Source organism: Burkholderia sp. AU39826 (genome assembly GCF_020419965.1).
Lineage (GTDB): Bacteria > Pseudomonadota > Gammaproteobacteria > Burkholderiales > Burkholderiaceae > Burkholderia > Burkholderia semiarida.
The window spans coordinates 933,120-953,121 of record NZ_JAIZQG010000001.1 but is presented as its reverse complement, the minus strand read 5'-3'; the positions used below and the strand labels follow the sequence as shown (position 1 = coordinate 953,121).

Sequence of the window (20,002 nt, the reverse complement as noted above, 5' to 3'; positions counted from 1 at the left end):
CGGGGCAACTTCCCAAAACAGCTAAAGCGAAGGCCGGCGGCAGCCGGCCCGAGTCGATCGCTGTCGTACCGCACCGAAGCCCGCTGATGCCGACGCATAGCGGGCTTTTTGTTTTTTGGCCTCGGTTTTGACCGGGCCCGCGCCGCGTGCATGACCGTCGGCGCGGCCCTCGAATACGGAAAACGGAACATGGACGACTCCCTCAACTTCGACACGCTTGCCGTGCGCGCTGGCACGCTGCGCAGCGACTTCAACGAGCATTCGGAAGCGCTGTTCCTCACGTCGAGCTTCTGCTTCTCGAGCGCGGCCGACGCGGCCGAGCGCTTCGCGAATTCGGAAGACTATTTCACCTATTCGCGCTTCACGAACCCGACCGTCACCATGTTCCAGGAGCGTCTCGCGGCGCTCGAGGGCGGCGAGGCGTGCATCGCGACGGCGTCGGGCATGGCCGCGATCATGTCGGTCGTGATGTCCGCGCTGCAGGCGGGCGACCACCTCGTCAGTTCGCGCAGCCTGTTCGGCTCGACGCTCGGGATGTTCTCGCAGATCTTCAGCAAGTTCGGGATCACGACGACCTTCGTCGACCCGACCGACCTGAACGCATGGCAGGAAGCGGTGCGGCCGGAAACGAAGATGTTCTTCCTCGAGACGCCGTCGAACCCGCTGACCGAACTCGCCGACATCGAGGCGATCGCCAAGATCGCGAAGGCCGCGAACGCGCTGTTCGTCGTCGACAACTGTTTCTGCAGCCCGGTGCTGCAGCAGCCGCTGAAGCTCGGCGCGGACGTCGTGATGCACTCGGCGACGAAATTCCTCGACGGGCAGGGCCGCGTGCTCGGCGGCGCGCTGGTCGGCTCGAAGGAATTCATCATGGGCAAGGTGTTCCCGTTCGTGCGCAGCGCGGGCCCGACGCTGTCGGCGTTCAACGCGTGGGTGCTGCTGAAGGGGATGGAGACGCTGTCGCTGCGCGTCGAGAAGCAATCGGCGAACGCGCTGGAGATCGCGCGCTGGCTCGACGCGCATCCGGCAGTCGCGCGCGTGTTCTACCCGGGCCTCGAATCGCATCCGCAGCATGAACTCGCGAAGCGCCAGCAGAAGGCCGGCGGTGCAATCGTGTCGTTCGAGCTGAAGGGCGACACGCCGGAGCAGCAGCGCGCGAACGCGTGGCGTGTGATCGACAACACGAAGCTGGTGTCGATTACCGGCAACCTCGGCGATACGCGCACGACGATCACGCATCCGGCCACCACGACGCACGGCCGCATCACGCCGGAAGCGCGTGCGGCGGCGGGGATCACCGAAGGGCTGATTCGCCTCGCGGTCGGGCTCGAGCACGCGGGCGACATTCGTGACGATCTCGCGCGCGGCCTGGACGGCTGAGCGATACGGCCGGTTTTTGCCCGGATCGACGATGAAACGGGCCGCTCGAGAGAGCGGCCCGTTGTCGTTTCGGCGCATGCCGTCGTGCGTGTTTTGCCGACGTTCAGCCCGCGGCGTGCGCGGGCGGCGCGGCGCGCATCGCGTCCACCATCCAGCGCAGCGTTTCGTCGAGCGGCGTGATCGGTAGTTCGCCCACCGCGCGCCGCAGCTTGTCGCGCGACCCGCTCAGGCGCTTCACTTCGTTGTGCCGCACGAAGCGCGGATCGATCGTCACGTCGATCACGTAGCCGGCGATGCGCGACAGCATCGCCAGCACTTCCTTCAGCGAATACGCACGCTCCGAGCAGACGTTGAACGTCTCGCCGGCCGGCGCGGCTTCGATCAGCTTCAGATAGGCGGCCGTCACGTCGCGCACGTCGGAGAAATCGCGGCTCACGTCGAGGTTGCCGAGCGAGATCCGCGGCGCGTTGCCCGCAAAGTGCGCGACGAGCTTCGGCAGCAGATACGCATCGCTCTGGCCGACACCCGTGTAGTTGAACGGCCGCGCGATCACGATCGGCAGCCGGTCGGCCCACAGCTTCGCCGCATATTCCATTGCGAGCTTGCTGACCGCGTAGTCGTTCGCCGGGGCCGGCGCGACGGTTTCGTCGAGCACGCCGGCCGTCGAGTTGCCGTAGACGTTCGCGCTGCTTGCGAGCAGCACCGCCGACGGGCGGCGGTCGAGGCCGTCGAGCGCGGCCAGCAGGTTGCGCGTGCCGACGATGTTGACCGCGTAGGTGTGCGACGGCTCGTCCTGCGCGACATGCGCGCGCGCGGCCAGATGCACGACGGCGTCGGGCCGCGCGTCGGCCGCGGCCGCGCGCATGGCCTGCGCGTCGAGCAGGTCGACGGGCAGCAGCGTGCAGTGCGCGAACGCCGGATCGGCGGGGCCGGGCGTGCCGGGCGCGACCGTGCCCCAGACGTCGTAGCCGGCCGCCTGCAGGCGTTCGACCATGTAGCGGCCGGTGAAGCCCGTCAGGCCCGTGACGAACGCACGGCGCGACGGACGGCCGGCCTCAGAACGTGTCATGGTGTTGATTCCGCGTCAAATCCGCTTCGACCATCATCTGGCAAAGTTGTTCGAGCGTCGTCTTGGGTTCCCAGCCGAGTTTGCTTTTCGCCTTGTCCGCGCAGCCGATCAGCAAGTCGACTTCCGCGGGGCGGTAGAACTTCGGGTTCACTTCGACGAGCACGTTGCCGGTCGATGCGTCGAGGCCGCGCTCCTGCTCGCCCTTGCCGGTCCATTCGAGCTGGTAGCCGGCCGCCGCGAACGCCATCCGCACGAAGTCGCGCACGGTTTCGGTGCGGTTGGTCGCCAGCACGTAGGTGTCGGGCTCGTCGGCCTGCAGCATCCGCCACATGCCTTCGACGTATTCGAGCGCGAAGCCCCAGTCGCGTTTCGCGTCGAGATTGCCGAGCTCGAGCCGGGTCGCCTTGCCGAGCCGGATCTTCGCGACCGTGTCGGTGATCTTGCGCGTGACGAATTCGCGGCCGCGCAGCGGCGATTCATGATTGAACAGGATCCCGCTGCTGCCGAACAGGCCGTACGACTCGCGGTAGTTCACGGTCATCCAGTGCGCGTACAGCTTCGCGACGCCGTAGGGGCTGCGCGGGTAGAACGCGGTGGTTTCCGTTTGCGGGATCGCCTGCACCTTGCCGAACATCTCGGACGTCGACGCCTGGTAATAGCGGGTCTTCGGGCTCACGACCCGAATCGCCTCGAGCAGGTTCAGCGGGCCGATGCCGGTCACTTCGGCGGTGGTCGCCGGCTGGTCGAACGACACGCCGACGAAGCTTTGCGCGGCTAGGTTGTAGAGCTCGTCCGGCTGCGTGCGTTCGAGCAGGCGCAGGCTCGAGCCCGCGTCGGTCAGGTCGTGTTCGACGAGCGTCAGGTTCGGGTGCGTGTCGACGCCGAGCTCGGCGATGCGCCAGAAATTCACCGAGCTGGTGCGGCGATAGGTGCCGGTGACTTCGTAGCCCTTGTCGAGCAGCAGTTTGGTCAGGTACGCACCGTCTTGCCCCGAAATTCCGGTGATGATGGCCTTTTTACGCGTTTGGCTCATGGCGTTGTCCTGGTAGAAGCGATGGATGATGAGATTCAGGCGGTCGTGCCGGCGGCGGCCGGCAGCGCGCGGCGCGCGGGCCCGCGCGTCAGGCGCCGTTCGAAGCCGTACCAGCTCAGGGTCGCGTACGCGAGCGTGATCGCAAGCGCCAGCGCGGCCGTGACGAAACGGTTCAGGTGCAGCGGCCACAGCGCGTACAGCACGCTCAGGTGGATCAGGTAGACGGTGTAGCTGACGGTGCCGACGTAGACGAGCATCGGGTTCGTCAGCACGCGTTGCACGAGGCCGCGCCCGCGCAGCGCGATCACGACGATCGACGTGCACAGCAGCAGCGAGATGCTGTAGAGCGCCGCGTTCGACAGCGGCGTGTTCGCGGCGCGAAAGCGCGGGAACGACAGGTGCAGCCAGCCGAGGATCGCGAGCGACACGAGCGCGCCGACGATCGCGAGCGGATAGAACGGCTCCAGCGCGCGCCGGTCGCGGCGCAGCACGATCGCGAGCAACGCGCCGGCCGCGAGCAGGTCCATCCGGAACGGCGTCAGGTAGTAGATCGGCCAGAACGAATCGAACCACGGCGTCGCGATCGCGCGCAGCACCGGCGCCGCGACGATCAGCGCGGCGGCGACCCACAGCAGCGCGCGCTCCGAGCACCACAGCACGACGAACGGCCAGAAGATGTAGAACTGCTCCTCGACCGCGAGCGACCACAGCACGTTCAGGCTGTCATGGCCGATGCTGCCGAGCGACAGGCCGATATTGGTCGAGAAGAACGCGAACCACGGCCAGTGCGGCAGCCAGCTCGCGCCGAACAGCAGCGTCGACACCGCCAGCAGCAGCACGTACGGCGGCAGGATGCGGCGCACGCGGCGTGCGTAGAAGTGGCTGAAGTACGACTGCCCGCGCGCCTTGCGATCGAGCAGGATGCCGGTGATCAGCAACCCGCTCAGCACGAAGAACAGATCGACGCCCATCCACAGCGGCGCCTTCAGCGCGTGCTGCAGGAACACGGCGCCCACGGCGATCGCGCGCAGCCCGTCGAGCTGCACGATGCGGCCGTGTTGCGGCGGGGCGAGGTCGGCGGGGCGCGACAGGGCCGTCATCGCGCGGCTCCTTCACGACCCGCATCCGATGCGTGTACGTATTGCATGCCTTTAAATGAAATAGGGAATCGAAAACGATTCTAGGGAAAAGAAATCGGTAAAAAAACGCGCGTCATTTATCTGACGGCAAATATCCGAATGCCGATTATTACGGTCGCGAGACGAAAGATTTGCACCCGGGCGGCCGCCAGACGCGGCGCGGGGAGGAATTTTCTACGTGGCGGCGCGGGAAAGGCGGTCGTTATTGCCGTTTCCGGGCCGGATTGACTGCCTGTTCCGGTTCGATATTTCTGGCGGAAACATCCCCAAATATTTCCAAATTTCTTGTGATTATTTTTGCTTGTAACCTGCATCGCGACGTTTGAAACCCATTTAGCGACAGGGCGCAGCCGCCGGCCATCCGAGGCTGCGCCGGTCGTTGTTGCATCGAGTCTGGAGAAGCGCATTGCGACGTCTGATTCTGGTTGGCGTGACGGTATGCGCGGCGCTGCTGACGAGCGCCGTGCCGGCCGAAACGGTGTTGCCCGCGACGACCTCGTGGATCGGCAACACGTTCGGCTATGGCGACGGCAGCTGGACGCAGATCGACATCCGCGCGATCGCGGTGACGCCCGACGGCAAGGTGTATACGAATGCGCCGTGGGACGAGAGCGGCGCCGAGGCGAGCGTCTACCAGGACGGGAAGATGCTCGGCTTCGCCGGTGGCACCCACGGCTGGGGCAACCTCGGCGGCAACGCGATCGCGGTGAACGGCAAGTATGCGTATGTCGCGATCGGCGTCGGCAACGAGCGCGGCCACCTGCAGTCGCCCGGCATCTGGCCGGACAAGGGCAAGCAATGGTTCGGCATCTCGCGGCGCACGATCGGCGACATGAAGCAGCCCGCGCCGTTTCGCGCGGCGCCGCCGGTCGCGCCGGGCGGCCGCGCCGATGCCGGCCGCGCGCGAATGGCCGCCAGCTTCATGATGATGAACGAGGTGCCGGCGCCCGCACGCTCGGAAGTGGGCGACGCGAAGGCGGAAGTGGGCGGCCTCGCGGCCGACGACAAGACGCTGTTCGCGACCAATCCGTCGCGCGACGCGGTGGACGTGTACGACGCGGAGACGATGCAGCGGAAGGGCACGTGGAGCGCGCACGAGCCGGGCCGCATCGCGCTCGCGGGCGACGGCACGCTGTGGCTGCTGACCGATACGCTGGGCGGGCCCGCGCATCTCGTGCACGTGCGGGCCGACGGCCGCAAGCTCGACGACGCGCCGGCGCTGCCGGCAGGCACCGACGCGGTGGACGTGGCGGTCGATGCGAAAGGGCGCGTGCTGGTCGCGGACAACGGGCCGCGCCAGCAGATCCTGATCTTCTCGAAAGGCGCGAACGGCTATGCGCAGTCGGGCTCGCTCGGCGAGCGCGGCGGCATCTTCGCGGGGCCGGTGCCGGGGCGCCCGGGGCCGCAGCGCTTCAACGGGCTGACGGGTGTCGGCGTCGACCGCGCGGGCAACGTCTACGTATCGATGAACGGGATCGGGCCGCGCCACGACACGATCGGCGCGGGGCTCGGCGCGGTGCTGGAAAGCTACACGCCGGACGGCAAGCTGCGCTGGCAGGTGCAGGGGCTGCTGTTCGTCGACGGCGCGTGGCTCGACCCCGCGCGGCCGAACAGCGTGTACACGGGCAACAAGCGCTTCGAGCTCGACCTGTCGAAGCCGCCGGGCCAGGACTGGAAATACGTCGGCTTCCTGTCGAACCGCTTCAAGTATCCGGACGACCCCGTGTTCCACACCGACCAGTATCCGGGCATGCCGATCGCGCGGCGCGTCGACGGCCGCACGTTTCTGTACCTGACCGACATGTACGCCGATCATCTGAAGATCTACCGCTTCGACGCGAAGCGCGACGGCGAGGTCGCGATTCCGTCCGGCCTGATCGCGGGCCGCGCGCGGCCGGTCGACAAGGTGCCGAACAAGCCGCCGGGCGGCGACTGGCTGTGGCGCGACGCGAACGGCAACGGCCGGATCGATGCCGACGAGTCCGAGCTCAACACGACGGGCAAGGCGAAGGCGGGCGGCTGGGGCTGGTGGGTCGACACGAAAGGCGACATCTGGCGCACGAGCGACGTGCGCGGCATCCACCGCTTCCAGTACGGCGGCGTCGACAAGGCCGGCAACCCGATCTATTCGTACGACAAGGTCACGACCTACCCGATGCCGCAGCCGTTCACGCAACTGCGCCGGTCGATCTACGACGCGCAGACGGACACGCTGTACGTGACCGGCTACACGGCCGACGCGCCGCCGCAGCCGGGCATCAACAAGGAAGTCGGCCGCGTGCTGGTGCGCTTCGACAAGTGGTCGAGCGGCTCGCCGGTGGTGCGCTACCAGGTCGCGCTGCCATGGCAGCTCGATGCGAAGCCGATCCTCGACCTGATCGGGATCACGGTCGAAGGCCGCTACATCTTCACGGTGGAGCCGGTCGGGAAGATCCACGTGTACGACAAGGAAACCGGCAAGGAAGTGGGCGTGATGAGCCCGGGCGCCGAGGTCGGCAAGGCCTCCGGCTGGGTCGACGTGCCGTTCGGCATCAGCGCGTTCCGGCGCGAGAACGGCGAATACCTCGTGTTCGTCGAGGAAGACGCGCGCGGCAAGGTGCTGATGTATCGCTGGAAACCGTGACGGGCGGCGCGCCGTCGTCGACGTCACTCAAGGCTTAAGCATGGACAAAGGCATACTCAAGAACGTTTCGATCAACTTCATCGGGCTGATCCTGCCGACCTTCGTGTCGCTGGTGACCGTGCCCGCGTACATCCACGCGCTCGGCGTCGAACGCTACGGCGTCGTCAGCCTCGTGTGGACGCTGATCGGCTATTTCGGGATCCTCGATCTCGGGATGAGCATGGCCGCGCAGAACCACATCTCGAAGGCGCTCGCGAGCGGCGACGCCGACGAAAGCGCGCGCGTGTTCTGGAGCGCGTTCTGGCTGAATCTCGGCACCGGCATCGCGGGCGGGTTGCTGATCTATTTCGGTGCGTTCGTCTACACCGCGTATTTCACGAAGGTGTCGGCCGCGATGCAGCACGAGGTGTATCTCGCGCTGCCGTGGCTTGCGCTCGCGATTCCGCTCGCGAACGTGTCGTGGGTGTTCGCCGGCGCGATCAACGGCGCCGAACGGTTCGGCGTGTTCAACACGAACCAGACGATCGGCACGTTCCTGTTCCAGCTGCTGCCGCTCGCCGCCGCGTGGTGGATCGCGCCGAACCTGCAGACGGTGCTCGCCGCGGCCGTCGTTGCGCGGCTGATCGCGGCGGTGATGCTCGGCCAGGCCAGCATCAAGGTGCTCGGCATCCGCCGCATCGATCCGCCGCAGTGGGGTACCGCGAAGGGGCTGTTCAACTTCGGCGGCTGGATGCTGATCGCGAGCACGACCAGCATGATCGCCGACACGCTCGACCGCGTGATGCTCGGCGCCGGCATGGGCGCGAAGTTCGTCACCTACTACACGGTGCCGCAGAACCTCGTCACGCGCCTGAACATGCTGCCGAACGCACTGGTGCGCACGCTGTTTCCGCGCCTGTCGGCGGTCGGCCGCGATCACGCGGATACCCTCGCGCGCCAGTCGCTCGAATTCCTGAACGGCGTGTTCACGCCGGTCGGCATCGTCGCGATCTTCGCGCTCGCGCCGTTCCTCACGCTGTGGGTCGGCGCCGATCTCGCCGCGCATTCGGCGCCGGTCGGCCGCGTGCTCGTGATCAGCGTATGGCTCGTCGGGCAGGCGAGCGTCACACGCATCCTGATCCAGTCGCAGGTCAACCCGGCCCGCGCGGCATTCGCCGGGCTCGTCGAGATGCCGTTCTTCGTCGGCGGCCTGTGGCTCGGCATTCATCACTTCGGGCTGATCGGCGCGGCGGTGGTCGTCGCGGCGCGCGCGCTCGTCGACTACGGCGTGCTGCTGTATCTGTCGGCGATCCGGATGCGCGCGATCGTGCTCGACATGCTCGCCCATCTCGCCTTCCTGCTCGCTAGCCTGTTTCTGGCGCAAGCGTGGCCGGGGCTGGTCCAGTCGATCGGCCTGTGCGCGATCGTGCTGGTGCTGAACGTTGCGTGGTCGCTCACGATGACGCCGGGATTGCGTGCACTCGTGCGCGACCTGTTCGTCCGTCTCAATGCGAGGAGAACTGCATGAATCGCGATCTGGCGGAACACGCCGTCCTGAATCTCGCCACGGCCGACGCCGCCGTGGCTCACGCGGGCGACGCCGCCGCGCTGCACCGCGCGGTGCCGGCCGAACGGGCCGGCGCGCGGCAGCCGGCGCGTGCGCTGCGCGTGGCGATCGTCCACGACTGGCTCGTCACCTACGCGGGCGCCGAGCGCGTGCTCGAACAGATCGTCGCGTGCTTTCCCGACGCGGACCTGTTCAGCCTCGTCGATTTCCTCGACGACCGCGCGTTCGTGCGCGGCAAGCCGGTGACGACGTCGTTCATCCAGAAGCTGCCGTTCGCGCGCACCAAGTACCGCAGCTACCTGCCGCTGATGCCGCTCGCGATCGAGCAGCTCGACGTGTCCGAGTACGACCTCGTGATCTCGAGCAGCCACGCGGTCGCGAAGGGCGTGCTGACCGGGCCGGACCAGGTGCACATCAGCTACGTGCATTCGCCGATCCGCTATGCGTGGGACCTGCAGCACCAGTATCTGGAACAGTCGAATCTCACGCACGGGCCGAAATCGCTGCTCGCGCGGATGATTCTCCATTACATCCGCAACTGGGATACGCGCACCGCGAACGCGGTGGACGGCTTCGTCGCGAATTCCGCGTTCATCGCGCGGCGCATCAAGAAGGTCTACCACCGCGACGCCGCGGTGATCTTCCCGCCGGTCGACGTCGACGCGTTCTCGCTGAACGCGGCGAAGGAGGACTTCTACCTCACCGCGTCGCGGATGGTGCCGTACAAGAAGATCGATCTGATCGTCGAAGCGTTTTCGCGCACGCCCGAGCGCAAGCTCGTCGTGATCGGCGACGGCCCCGAGATGCAGAAAATCCGCGCGAAGGCCGGCCCGAACGTCGAGATCATGGGCTATCAGCCGTTCGCGGTGCTGCACGACCGGATGCGGCGCGCGAAGGCGTTCGTGTTCGCGGCCGAGGAGGATTTCGGGATCTCGGTCGTCGAGGCGCAGGCGTGCGGCACGCCGGTCATCGCGTACGGCAAGGGCGGTGCGCTCGAAACCGTGCTCGACCCGCAGTCGAGCCTGAACCCGACGGGCCTGTTCTTCGACGAACAGACGCCGCATGCGATCGTCGCGGCCGTCGACGATTTCGAGCGCGCGCCGCAGCGCTTCACGCCCAACGCGTGCCGCGCGAACGCGGAGCGGTTTTCCGCCGATACGTTCCGGCAGCGCTTCCTCGACTACGTGGAGCAAGCGCTGCCCGGCTCGACCGCGCGGCGCGGCACGGCCGCGCCGATGCCGGCCGCGCGCGGCCCGGCGACGCTCGTGCTCGATCAGAGCGGCGTGCTCGGCGGCGCCGAGCTGTCGCTGCTCGAGATCATGAAGCACATGCGCGCGAACGCCGACGTGCTGCTGTTCGACGACGGCCCGTTCCGCGCGGCGCTCGACGAGATCGGCGCGCGCGTCGACGTGGTCGACCAAGGCGCGCTCGCGGGCGTGCGCAAGCAGGGCGGCGTGTCGTTCGGCGCGGTGAAGCAGCTCGTGCGGCTCGTGCGCGACGTGGCCCGGCGCGCGCGCCGCGCGGAGGTGATCTACGCGAACACGCAACGCGCGATGGTGGTCGCCGCGCTTGCCGGGCGGCTCGCGCGCAAGCCGGTGGTCTGGCATTTGCGCGACATCGTCAGCGCCGACCATTTCGGCGGCAAGCAGTTGCAGGCGATCAAGTACTGCGCGCGGCTCGGCGTCACGCGCGTGATCGCGAACTCCGATGCATCCGCGCAGGCGTTCCGCGCGCTGACGGGCTTCACGCCGCAGCACGTCGACGTCGTGTTCAACGGCATCTCGGCCGAACCGTTCGATGCGCTGGAAGGCGTGAGCCAGGCGGCGCTGCGCGCGCGCCTCGGGTTGCCGACGGACGCATGGCTGGTCGGTTCGTTCAGCCGGCTCGCGCGCTGGAAGGGGCAGCACGTGCTGCTGGAGGCCGCCGCGCGGCATCCCGACATGCACGTGGTGCTGGTCGGCGCGCCGCTGTTCGGCGAGGACGACTATGCGGCGCAACTGCACGAATACGTCGCGCAGCACGGGATGGACGAGCGCGTGCATTTCCTCGGATTCCAGCGCGACGTGGCCGCGTGCATGACGGCCGTCGACGTCGTCGCGCATACGTCGATCACGCCCGAACCGTTCGGGCGGGTGATCGTCGAGGGGATGCTCGCGCGCCGACCCGTCGTCGCGGCGCGTGCGGGCGGCGTCGTCGAGATCATCGAGGACGGCGACAACGGGCTGCTCTGCGAGCCGGGCAACGCGGCCGCGCTGGCCGACGCGCTGACGACGCTCAAGCGCGACGGCGCACTGCGCGAGCGGCTCGTCGCGAGCGGGCGCGCGACCGCGGTGCGGCGGTTCGGGACCGAAACCTACGTGGAGCGGGTCGAGAAGATTCTCTCCGATACGGCGAAGGCCGCCCGGGCCGCGAAAGCGAAGAAATAGCAGCCGGCGCGCGCCGGCGGGAAACGAGCCTCCGTGCGGCGTCGTGCCGTGCGGGGGCTTCGTCGTTCAGCGGGCGACGCGCCTGGTTGGGGCGGGTTGGCGGGCTCGAGTCCGAGTCCGAGTCGGCGCGAGCTTGGCCGATCGTCATCCGGAACGGGAGCGGGTCGTCGGCAACGTGACGCGAGCAGGACACCGTCGCAGTCGTACCGAGGAAACCGCGCACCGGCGGCTTGCGCGGGCCGTGGCGCGGTCGGCGCGCGGCAGGCTGCCGGTCCCTTGTCGAGCCGGCCTGCAACCGCGTGCCAGCCGTGAAAAAGCCCCCGAGCGGCGGGACGCCGCGAGGGCTCCGGAGCCGGACGGGCCGGCCGCCCGGCGTCAGACCGCCTGTTCGGGCGTCGACGCGACGACGCGGGCGGCGCGGGTCGGCTTGAAGCTGGCCGACCACATCATCGCCGGCCGTTCGAACATCCGGTAGAACAGGTACGCCACCGGAATCGCGACGGCCATGAACGCGAACGACGGCCAGATCGACAGTTGCAGCTCGGAGTGGAACAGCACCGAGCCGAGGCAGACGAACAGCGGCAGGTGGACGAGATACAGCGAGTAGCTGAAGTCGCCGAACCAGCTCAGCACGCGCAGCGGCGGCGTGGCGCGCGGCGGGCGGGCGAGCGCGCGGTACAGGAAGCACGCGAAGCCGGCCGACCACAGCTGGAACGCGCCGTACTGGCCGAAATGGAACGCGCCGCAGCCGGCGGCGAGCAGCACCGCGGCCGCGACGTACCATGCGCGCGACGGCACGACGGCCGTGCCGCGCGACTGCTGCGCGCGCACGTCGGCGATCCACGCGCCGATCGTCCAGGACAGCCAGTAGGACGTGAAGAACTGCAGGTCGTGCCGTTCGAGCAGCCACGCCGACGCGACGTTGACGAGGGCGACCGCGGCCACGACGGCCGGCATGCCGATGCGCCGGCGCAGCGCGAACAGCAGCGGGTAGATCGCGTAGAACTGCACTTCGAGCGATAGCGTCCACAGCGCGCCGTTCGACCCGTACGTATAGCCGGCGACGCCCTGCAGCGAGAACAGGTTCACGAGGAACGCGACGACGCCGACGTCGCGGATCTTGTGGCTGACGGGCTCGATCTGCAGGCTGACCGCGTCGAGCGCGAGCGTGAACAGCAGCGCGGCGAGCAGCACCGGGTAGATGCGCGCGAAGCGGCGCACCCAGAAGTTCGGCGCGTCGAGCCGGTACGCGGGGTTCGCCGCCAGCTTGAGCGCCGCGTTGCGGTGGATGCAGTAGCCGCTGATCACGAAGAAGATCGGTACGCCGGCGGAGCCCCACGCGAACGGAAAGGTCAGGTAGCCGGCGATCGCGCCCGGGCTCAGCGCGTGGCCGTAAGCATGATGGAAGCTTTGCATGCCGACCCAGACGACCTGGCGGCAGTGGAAATAGGCGACGAGCAGCGCCGCGAAGCCGCGCATCGCGTCGATCACGTGTTCCTTGTGGTCGGCGACGGGCGGCGCGGCCAGAGACGATCCGCTGAAAGCTTGCATGCGATTCGATTCCTTGCGACGGATGGACGGGAAGTTTCATCCAATCGTAATGCGCAAGAATTCCGTCAATGAATAAAAAAATCTCGTCCGGAAATATCGGTATTCCGCATCATGGGTTTATCGAGACCTGAAAGCGGTTCCGAGAGTCGCCTGAATTATTTGCCGATTTTTTTCTGATAGTTTGAAGCTCCAGTTGATTGATGCAAGGAGCGGCAAGATGGACATGCATTGGATCGCGAGCGCTGCAGTACTACTGGTCATGGCCGTGCTGTCGGCGTACCGCGAGGCGCTGAAGAACGAACCGATCCGCCCGGGCCTCGAACGGGGCGGCGTGCCCTATATCGAGGAATTCGAATCGTAAGAATTTGTATCCGGAGAATCGGTAATTTGTTTCTGCTCCGGCAATCGGTTCGGCAATATCGACCGGCTTGAAACGATTATATTTTTTTCCGGAATAATTGGGCAATCAGTTCATATCGAAAATGAGCGGAGCGGAATTGGCAGTGCCGTCGATTCTCGATATGCCGTTCGGAACACAATCGCGCCGGGTCGCGGGTCGACGCGGCGCAGACAACGCTATCAGGATGCGAACATGTTGAAAGTCACCAAGGCCGTGTTCCCCGTTGCCGGTCTCGGCACGCGGTTCCTCCCGGCAACGAAGGCGAGCCCGAAGGAAATGTTGCCCGTCGTCGACAAGCCGCTGATCCAGTACGCGGTCGAGGAAGCGATCAACGCCGGTATCACCGAGATGATCTTCGTCACCGGGCGCAGCAAGCGCGCGATCGAGGATCATTTCGACAAGTCGTACGAGATCGAGGCCGAACTCGAGGCGCGCGGCAAGGAAAAGCTGCTCGAACTCGTGCGCGGCATCAAGCCGAGCCACGTGAACTGCTTCTACGTGCGGCAGCCGGAAGCGCTCGGCCTCGGCCATGCGGTGCTGTGCGCGGAGAAGCTCGTGCACGGCGAGCCGTTCGCGGTGATCCTCGCCGACGACCTGCTGCACGGCGAACAGCCGGTGCTCAAGCAGCTCGTCGACGTGTTCGACCACTATCACAGCTCGGTGATCGGGGTCGAGACGATCCCGCGCGAGGACAGCCGCTCGTACGGCGTCGTCGAAGGCCGGGAATGGGAAGAGGACATCATCAAGCTGTCGGGCATCATCGAGAAGCCGGCGCCCGAGGATGCGCCGTCGAACCTCGGCGTGGTCGGCCGCTACGTGTTCATGCCGACGATCTTCGATCATCTGCGTAAGCTCAAGCCCGGCGCGGGCGGCGAACTGCAGCTCACCGACGCCGTCCAGTCGCTGCTCGCGAACGAACAGGTGCTCGCGTATCGCTACTACGGTACGCGTTTCGACTGCGGCAGCAAGCTCGGGTATCTGAAGGCAACCGTCGAGCTCGCCCTCCAGCATCCGGAAGTGAGCCGCGAATTCGAGGCGTACCTGCGTACCTGCCTCCCCGCGCTGGCTGCCGTCGCTTAAGCGGCCGCGCGCTCCGTCGTTTCAGGTGGTGGTTGTTCCGTTGGCCCCGGCCGCTCGCGCGCCGGGGCTTTTTTGTATTTGCGGCGCACGAGCATGGTGTGCGACGTTTGCGTGCGGCGCCGGGAATGGGTGCGGGGGGGGGGCGCGCGACGCGCGAAGTCTGTCGACGCGGCAGGACGTCGTGCTTGAAACGGGTGCCGCGGCATTCGCCACGTGACCGGATCGGTGGATGGATTGCGCGGTATGCGCGACGCTGGCGCGTCGCGCGGATGTCGCGCGATGACGCATCGCCTGCCATCCCGCCGGACGTCGTCACCGGTATCGACGCGTTCCGATCCGGTTCCGGCCGCGCGCCGCGTCGGCGCGCCGCTCAGCGCGGCGACGCGCTCGGCTGCGCGGCGAAGTGCCGGGCCAGCATCGCGGCGATCGGCTTCTTGAAGTCGAGCAGCCGCTTTTCGAGATAGCGCCACGACAGGTGCGCGAGCAGTACGGCGAGCGCGAATTGCAGCATTTCCGGCAGCGCGTCGCGGACGAGGTCCGGCATCGGCACGTGCGCGAAGGACGCGGGCAGCGCGCCGAAACGCGCCGGGATCAGGTTGTGGAACAGGTAGAAGCCGTAGCTGATCGTGCCGAGATAGGCGAGCGGCGCGCAGTCGAGCAGCGCGACGACGGGATGCTCGGGCTCGCTGACGATCCACAGCATCAGCGCGCCGAGCGACGCGGACAGGCCGAGATCGGCGAGCCCCGCAGCCGCATCGGGCAACGCCGTGCAGGCGGGCAGCGCGAGGAAGAAGGCGACGCCTGCCGCGCCGAGCCAGCCCGGCGGTACGCGGCGCGCGGCGGCCGCGCCGCGATCGGCGAGCGCCATCGCGCCGACGCCGCCGAGCGCGATCAGCGCGAAATTCCACGGGGAAAACGCATAGATCAGCACCGGCGATGCGTCCGCCAGGTAGAGCGCGAGATGCGCGACCGCGCACAGCGCGACGGCCGCCACGCCGAGCGCGACGTGGCGCGCGGCGGGCACCGCGAGCAGCGCGAGCGGCGCGATCAGATAGAACTGCTGTTCAACGGCGAGGCTCCAGAAGTGCGACGTGGAGCCCGGCCAGCCATCCTTGACGACGCCGATCCAGTAATTCGACAGGAACGCCGCATGCCACGCGAGCCCGAGGTTGACGCCGCGCTGGTAGAACAGCGCATGCGCGATCGCGAGCGCCGCGAGCAGCAGGTAGTACACGGGAAAGATCCGCAGCGCGCGCTTCGCGAGGAACAGCGCGAGCGCGTGGCGGCGCGTCATGGCGCCGCGCTCGACCGCCTGGCGGTTGCGATGCAGTTCGCCGACGATCAGGAATCCGCTGATGAGGAAAAACGTCCACACGCCAAGCTTGCCGACGTCGATGGCAAGGACGTGGCCCTTGTGGGACAGGAAAACGAGGATGACGGCGAGGGCTCGCAGGCCGTCGAGTCCTTTGACGTATCTGACTTCGCGCATGGAGGCATCCGGGCATTGAGCGGGCCCAGTATAGGTGCGCAAATATCGAACGTAATTCGCATTCGCCCCGTTTGAGCGCCTACGTGAAGGCGTTTTTTCACGCTCGAGCGTCGATGAAGTCGGTCGCGCGCAACAAAACCTGCGGGAAACCCCGCGAAAACGCATAAAAGTACTGCACGAAGCGACAAGGCGCTTGTAGAATCCGGCGTTGAAGCGCGCGCGTTGCACGCTTCGTGTATCCAACGACCACACCTGGTAGGAGAAACATGGCGACTTCCGCAAAAAAGGTGGCCAAGAAGGCTGCCGCACCGGCGACCAAGAAAGTGGCTGCCAAAAAGGCTGCGCCCGCGAAGAAAGTAGTGGCCAAGAAGGCTGTCGCAAAGGCAGCACCGGCTGCTCCGACGCCGCTGAAGGACAAGTTCACGAAGGCATCGCTCGCAACGCACATCGCTGAGCGCGCAGCTGTCGAAGTGAAGGCGGTCAAGGCAGTGCTCGCCGCACTCGAGAACGTCGTGCTGGGCTCGGTTCACAAGAAGGGCGCAGGCGAGTTCACGCTGCCGGGTCTGCTGAAGATCACGGCGCAAGTCGTGCCGGCGAAGAAGAAGCGCTTCGGCAAGGATCCGTTCACGGGTCAAGAGCGCTGGTTCCCGGCGAAGCCGGCCAGCGTGCGCGTGAAGGCACGTGCGCTGAAGAAGCTGAAGGACGCGGCAGCGTAATGCCGCAGCAACGCTGCCGAACGCATGTCGGCAGCCGTTGCGATGTCCCGCGGTCCCCGTACGCGAAAGCGTGCGGGGATTTTTATTGCGCCGCGCAAGCCGCGCGGCAGCGAAAACGCGCAGCGCCGGCGATGTGCGATTCGAGCCATGTGGCCGATGGCGTGCCGCGCCGCGCGTGCGCAACGCCGGACGGCCATCGTCATCCGCACGTGCCGTCGTACCGCCGCAGCCCGTCGCTCTCGTTACCTCGTCGCTCCCGCCGCGCCTGTTGCGTGCGCATCGCGAGGCCCGCGCATCGTGACTGCATTCGTTCCGTCTGAAATCGCCGGGCAGGTCGCTGCCGCGCGCGCCGCGATCGAGCGGCATCTCGGTGCGACGATGGAAGCGATCCATCTGTTCGGCTCGGCGCTCGACGGCGGCTTGAAACCGCGCAGTGACATCGATCTGCTGGTGACGGTGGCCGTGCGGCCCGACGAAACGGCGCGGCGTGCGCTGATGTACGACCTGCTCGCTGCGTCGGCGCCTCCCGGCCACGCAGGCGGCATGCGCGCGCTCGAGGTTACCGTCGTCGCGCACGGCGACGTGGTGCCGTGGCGTCATCCGGCGCGCCGCGAACTGCAATTCGGCGAATGGCTGCGTCGCGACCTGGAAGCCGGCATCGTCGAAGCGCCGCTCGTCGATCACGATCTGGCGATCCTGTTGACGAAGGTGCGGCAACACGGTGTCGTGCTGGTCGGGCCGCCCGCGGCCGTGCTGTTCGAGCCGGTGCCCCCGCGCGATTTCGGCGCCGCGCTGCTCGCCACCGTTGCGCAGTGGAATGCCGAACCGGACTGGCGCGGCGACGAGTGCAACGTGGTGCTCGCGCTCGCGCGCATCTGGTACAGCGCCGCGACCGGCAGGGTCGCGCCGAAGGACGTCGCCGCGGCGTGGGTGCTGGCGCGCTTGCCGGACGCGCACCGGCCGGTCGTGGCGGCCGCGCGTGCCGCCTATCTCGATGGCGAAGCGGGCGCGGCGATCCTGTCGGGCGAACCGCTAGCCGAATTCATCGGCTTCGCGCGGCGGACGGTCGAGTCGATGCTGTCGGCGTCGCAGTCGGCGCCAACGATGCACGCTACCGGCTGGCCGGCCAGCGACGGATAGCGAACGCGTGCGAGCCGGCTGCATGCGCAAACGGTCGAGCCGGGTGCGTGCAGGCGAGCCGGCGCGGCGTCACGCCAGCGCGGCCCGACGCGTTTCGTCAGCCCGCGGTGCCCGCAAAGGCGGCCTTCAGCGCGGCGTCGTCGAACTTGGTCATCTGCATCATCGCGGCGGCCACGCGTCCCGCCTTGACCGCGTCGCGGTCGGCCATCATCGGGATGAGCGCCTCCGGAACGATCTGCCACGACACCCCATAACGATCCCTCAGCCAGCCGCAGCCGTCGGCCGTGCCGCCGTTGTCGAGCAGGGCGCTCCAGTAGCGGTCGAGTTCCGCCTGGTCCGCGCAACTGACGAGCAGCGAGATCGCGTGGTTGAACGTCTCCGTGCGCGGGTGGCTCATCGCGAAGAACGGTTGCCCGAACAGCTCGAATTCGACCATCCGCGTGCCGTCGGTGCCGGGCACCGCCGTGACGCGCACGACGCGCGAATCCGGAAAGATGCCGGCATAGAAGGCCGCTGCTTCTTCGGCTTGCGTCGAATACCAGAGGAACGGCGTGATCTTCTGAATCGTCATGACGAGTCTCCTGTCTGTATGGGGCCGCGGCAAACCGGATGCCGCCATCGATACGACGGACGACGCCTGCCGAAATCGACACGTGCGGCCAACAAGTCGCGCATCGGATGAAGCGGGCGGTGCCGGCTGTGCGGATGGTAGCCGCTCAACAGAAAAGCGGCGACCTCTCCGGTCATCGGAAACGGTGTTGCGGGCGCATTGCAGCCGCCAGGCGCTGCTGCCGGCCGCTCAACCGATGTCGGGTCCCGGCTTTGGCGCGGAGGCCGTGTGGGCGCTGTCGGCCCGCCACCGGAGGCGGACGAAAAAAAGCCAGCCGCGGCCGAAACCGGGGCTGGCTTTCCAGGTCGGCGACAGGGCGTCGGAGACGCCGTGCACACCGGATACTTCGTTTTTAGAACTTGTGACGCAGGCCGAGTGCGACCATTTCCTGCGACTTCGTGCCGGCGTAGCCGTACGAGCCGATCGATGCTTGTGCATCTTGCGTCGTCGTTGCGTTGACGCGCTGCGTGCCGCTTGCGTGCTGGTACGCGCCGACCAGGTAGACGTCCGTGCGCTTCGACAGCGAGTAGTCCGCGCCCAGCGAAACCTGGTGGTACTTCGCGTCCGTGTCGCCGCTCGCCTTCGTGTACGAGTAGCCGAGGCCCAGCAGCAGCGGCGGCGTGACCTGGTACGTCACGAAGCCGCGGCCCGTGTTGTACTTCTCGGTCGAACCGAAGCCCGACGATGCGTCCGGCTTGTACTGTGCGTTGCTGTAGCCGAGGCCGACCGTCACCGGGCCGATGGCGTACTGGCCTGCGACTTGTGCGATGCCGATCGACTTCGCCGTCACGTAACCCGAGTTGATCGGGCCGTCGATGATGTTGTCGGCCGTCGTCGAGGTCCAGCCGGTGCGCGGGCCTGCTGCCGGCGTCGGGTTGTTCGCGTAGAAATAGCCGGCGGCGACGCCGATCGGGCCGTTGTTGTAAGCGGCCCCGACCGACCACGTCTGACCCGAGCCCGGCTTGCCGGCCACGCCGCTCAGACCGTACATGCCTTCGAACTGGAAGCCGCCCCAAACCGGCGATGCGTACTTGATCGCGTTGCTGACGCGCAGGCTGTTGTCGTTGTTGTCGACGTCACCCGGGGTCGCGAAGAAGCTGCCGAAGTAGTTGTCAGCCGTGACAGCCTGGACCAGGTCGACCAGCGGGTCGTACTGGCGGCCGAGCGTCAGCGTGCCGTACTGGTTGCTTTCCAGGCCGACATAAGCCTGGCGGTTGAAGATGGTGTTGGCTGCGCTCAGCTTACCCGTGCCCGGATTGAAGCCGTTTTCGATCTGGAAGATTGCCTTCAGGCCACCGCCCAGATCTTCCGCACCCTTCAGGCCCCAGCGGCTGCCTTGCAGGTTGCCCGACAGCATTTGCCACATGTTGTTGGCTTGGCCGTCATTGCCGTGGACATACGCAATCGACGTGTCGATCACGCCATACAGCGTCACGCTCGATTGCGCCTGAGCAGCACCAGCAGCGCCCAGCAGCGCGAGCGAGAGGGTCGAGAGAGCAAGTTTCTTCATCGTTGAGTTTCTCCACGCAAGTGATTCATCGTTATTTGTTGCGGATTGGAGAATAGCTCAGTGCCATACACGCAAGAAAGCTCAAAAAATAAAGTGTCTCGAAAAGGTAACAGCGCGGAAAAGTCCATATATATCAAGCACATCAGCAACTGTTCCTGTTTATGAAACAGTTGACAATTGCTGCGCCGCGATTGTTTCAATCGGTGACGCGCATGCTGGTGAACCGCCTGTTTCGGCCCGTTGCAGCAACAAAACGAGGGCATGCAAACGTTTGCCGTTGCAGGTGTCTG

General features: G+C 66.9%; 15 protein-coding genes. 8 read left to right on the top strand and 7 right to left on the bottom strand.

The window, feature by feature from the left end; translation table 11 throughout:
* The first annotated feature begins 189 nt into the window (after nt 1-189).
* Nucleotides 190-1,380 carry an O-succinylhomoserine sulfhydrylase gene (locus LGM42_RS04210; RefSeq protein ID WP_060311764.1) on the top strand — a complete coding sequence of 397 codons (1,191 nt, stop codon included), beginning with the start codon at nt 190-192 and terminating at the stop codon, nt 1,378-1,380.
* 103 nt (nt 1,381-1,483) lie between these two features.
* On the opposite strand, the gene LGM42_RS04205 is transcribed toward LGM42_RS04210, so the two are convergent.
* The 3 genes from LGM42_RS04205 to LGM42_RS04195 are packed head-to-tail and all read right to left on the bottom strand — an operon-like array spanning nt 1,484 to nt 4,582.
* Nucleotides 1,484-2,449, bottom strand: a complete 966-nt coding sequence (locus LGM42_RS04205; protein ID WP_060311223.1) for an NAD-dependent epimerase/dehydratase family protein — start codon at nt 2,447-2,449, stop codon at nt 1,484-1,486.
* On the bottom strand, nt 2,436-3,482 hold the full coding sequence (gene gmd, locus LGM42_RS04200) for a GDP-mannose 4,6-dehydratase (protein ID WP_059639179.1): 1,047 nt from the start codon (nt 3,480-3,482) through the stop codon (nt 2,436-2,438). Before gmd ends, LGM42_RS04205 begins: the two co-directional genes overlap by 14 nt.
* Before the next feature lie 35 nt (nt 3,483-3,517).
* On the bottom strand, nt 3,518-4,582 hold the full coding sequence (locus tag LGM42_RS04195; RefSeq protein ID WP_060311222.1) for an acyltransferase family protein: 1,065 nt from the start codon (nt 4,580-4,582) through the stop codon (nt 3,518-3,520).
* A gap of 445 nt (nt 4,583-5,027) precedes the next feature.
* Between LGM42_RS04195 and LGM42_RS04190 the strand changes: the two genes are divergently transcribed.
* Genes LGM42_RS04190 through LGM42_RS04180 form a run of 3 tightly spaced genes read left to right on the top strand, consistent with a single transcriptional unit; the run spans nt 5,028 to nt 11,216 of the window.
* Nucleotides 5,028-7,244, top strand: a complete 2,217-nt coding sequence (locus LGM42_RS04190; protein WP_089465488.1) for a hypothetical protein — start codon at nt 5,028-5,030, stop codon at nt 7,242-7,244.
* Between the two features lie 40 nt (nt 7,245-7,284).
* On the top strand, nt 7,285-8,751 hold the full coding sequence (locus LGM42_RS04185) for a flippase (protein ID WP_059582726.1): 1,467 nt from the start codon (nt 7,285-7,287) through the stop codon (nt 8,749-8,751).
* Nucleotides 8,748-11,216 carry a glycosyltransferase family 4 protein gene (locus LGM42_RS04180; RefSeq protein WP_180278232.1) on the top strand — a complete coding sequence of 823 codons (2,469 nt, stop codon included), beginning with the start codon at nt 8,748-8,750 and terminating at the stop codon, nt 11,214-11,216. The genes LGM42_RS04185 and LGM42_RS04180 overlap by 4 nt, the downstream gene beginning before the upstream one ends.
* Nucleotides 11,217-11,591: 375 nt before the next feature.
* On the opposite strand, the gene LGM42_RS04175 is transcribed toward LGM42_RS04180, so the two are convergent.
* Nucleotides 11,592-12,767 (bottom strand): acyltransferase family protein, encoded by a 1,176-nt coding sequence (locus tag LGM42_RS04175; protein WP_059582720.1) that lies wholly within the window; start codon nt 12,765-12,767, stop codon nt 11,592-11,594.
* A gap of 217 nt (nt 12,768-12,984) precedes the next feature.
* Between LGM42_RS04175 and LGM42_RS04170 the strand changes: the two genes are divergently transcribed.
* Both LGM42_RS04170 and galU read left to right on the top strand, forming a co-directional pair.
* Nucleotides 12,985-13,128 carry a hypothetical protein gene (locus LGM42_RS04170; protein WP_006479318.1) on the top strand — a complete coding sequence of 48 codons (144 nt, stop codon included), beginning with the start codon at nt 12,985-12,987 and terminating at the stop codon, nt 13,126-13,128.
* A 231-nt stretch (nt 13,129-13,359) separates the two neighbouring features.
* Nucleotides 13,360-14,247 (top strand): UTP--glucose-1-phosphate uridylyltransferase GalU, encoded by an 888-nt coding sequence (galU, locus tag LGM42_RS04165; protein ID WP_006482949.1) that lies wholly within the window; start codon nt 13,360-13,362, stop codon nt 14,245-14,247.
* A 370-nt stretch (nt 14,248-14,617) separates the two neighbouring features.
* Here the strand turns inward: galU and LGM42_RS04160 are convergent, their stop codons facing one another.
* On the bottom strand, nt 14,618-15,736 hold the full coding sequence (locus LGM42_RS04160) for an acyltransferase family protein (protein ID WP_226231632.1): 1,119 nt from the start codon (nt 15,734-15,736) through the stop codon (nt 14,618-14,620).
* A 266-nt stretch (nt 15,737-16,002) separates the two neighbouring features.
* Here LGM42_RS04160 and LGM42_RS04155 point away from each other — a divergent pair, with 266 nt between their 5' ends.
* Both LGM42_RS04155 and LGM42_RS04150 read left to right on the top strand, forming a co-directional pair.
* Entirely contained in the window at nt 16,003-16,452 is a 450-nt protein-coding gene (locus tag LGM42_RS04155; RefSeq protein ID WP_059582715.1) for an HU family DNA-binding protein, read from the top strand.
* Nucleotides 16,453-16,749: 297 nt separating this feature from the next.
* Nucleotides 16,750-17,592, top strand: coding sequence for an AadA family aminoglycoside 3''-O-nucleotidyltransferase (locus LGM42_RS04150; RefSeq protein ID WP_226231631.1), 843 nt, complete (start codon nt 16,750-16,752; stop codon nt 17,590-17,592).
* A gap of 97 nt (nt 17,593-17,689) precedes the next feature.
* Here LGM42_RS04150 and LGM42_RS04145 read toward each other — a convergent pair whose 3' ends face one another.
* Together LGM42_RS04145 and LGM42_RS04140 are read right to left on the bottom strand one after the other, a co-directional pair.
* A complete protein-coding gene (locus LGM42_RS04145; protein ID WP_059582714.1) occupies nt 17,690-18,163 on the bottom strand; it encodes a VOC family protein in 474 nt (157 codons plus the stop codon).
* A 391-nt stretch (nt 18,164-18,554) separates the two neighbouring features.
* Nucleotides 18,555-19,712 carry a porin gene (locus LGM42_RS04140; RefSeq protein WP_226231630.1) on the bottom strand — a complete coding sequence of 386 codons (1,158 nt, stop codon included), beginning with the start codon at nt 19,710-19,712 and terminating at the stop codon, nt 18,555-18,557.
* Nucleotides 19,713-20,002: the final 290 nt, after the last annotated feature.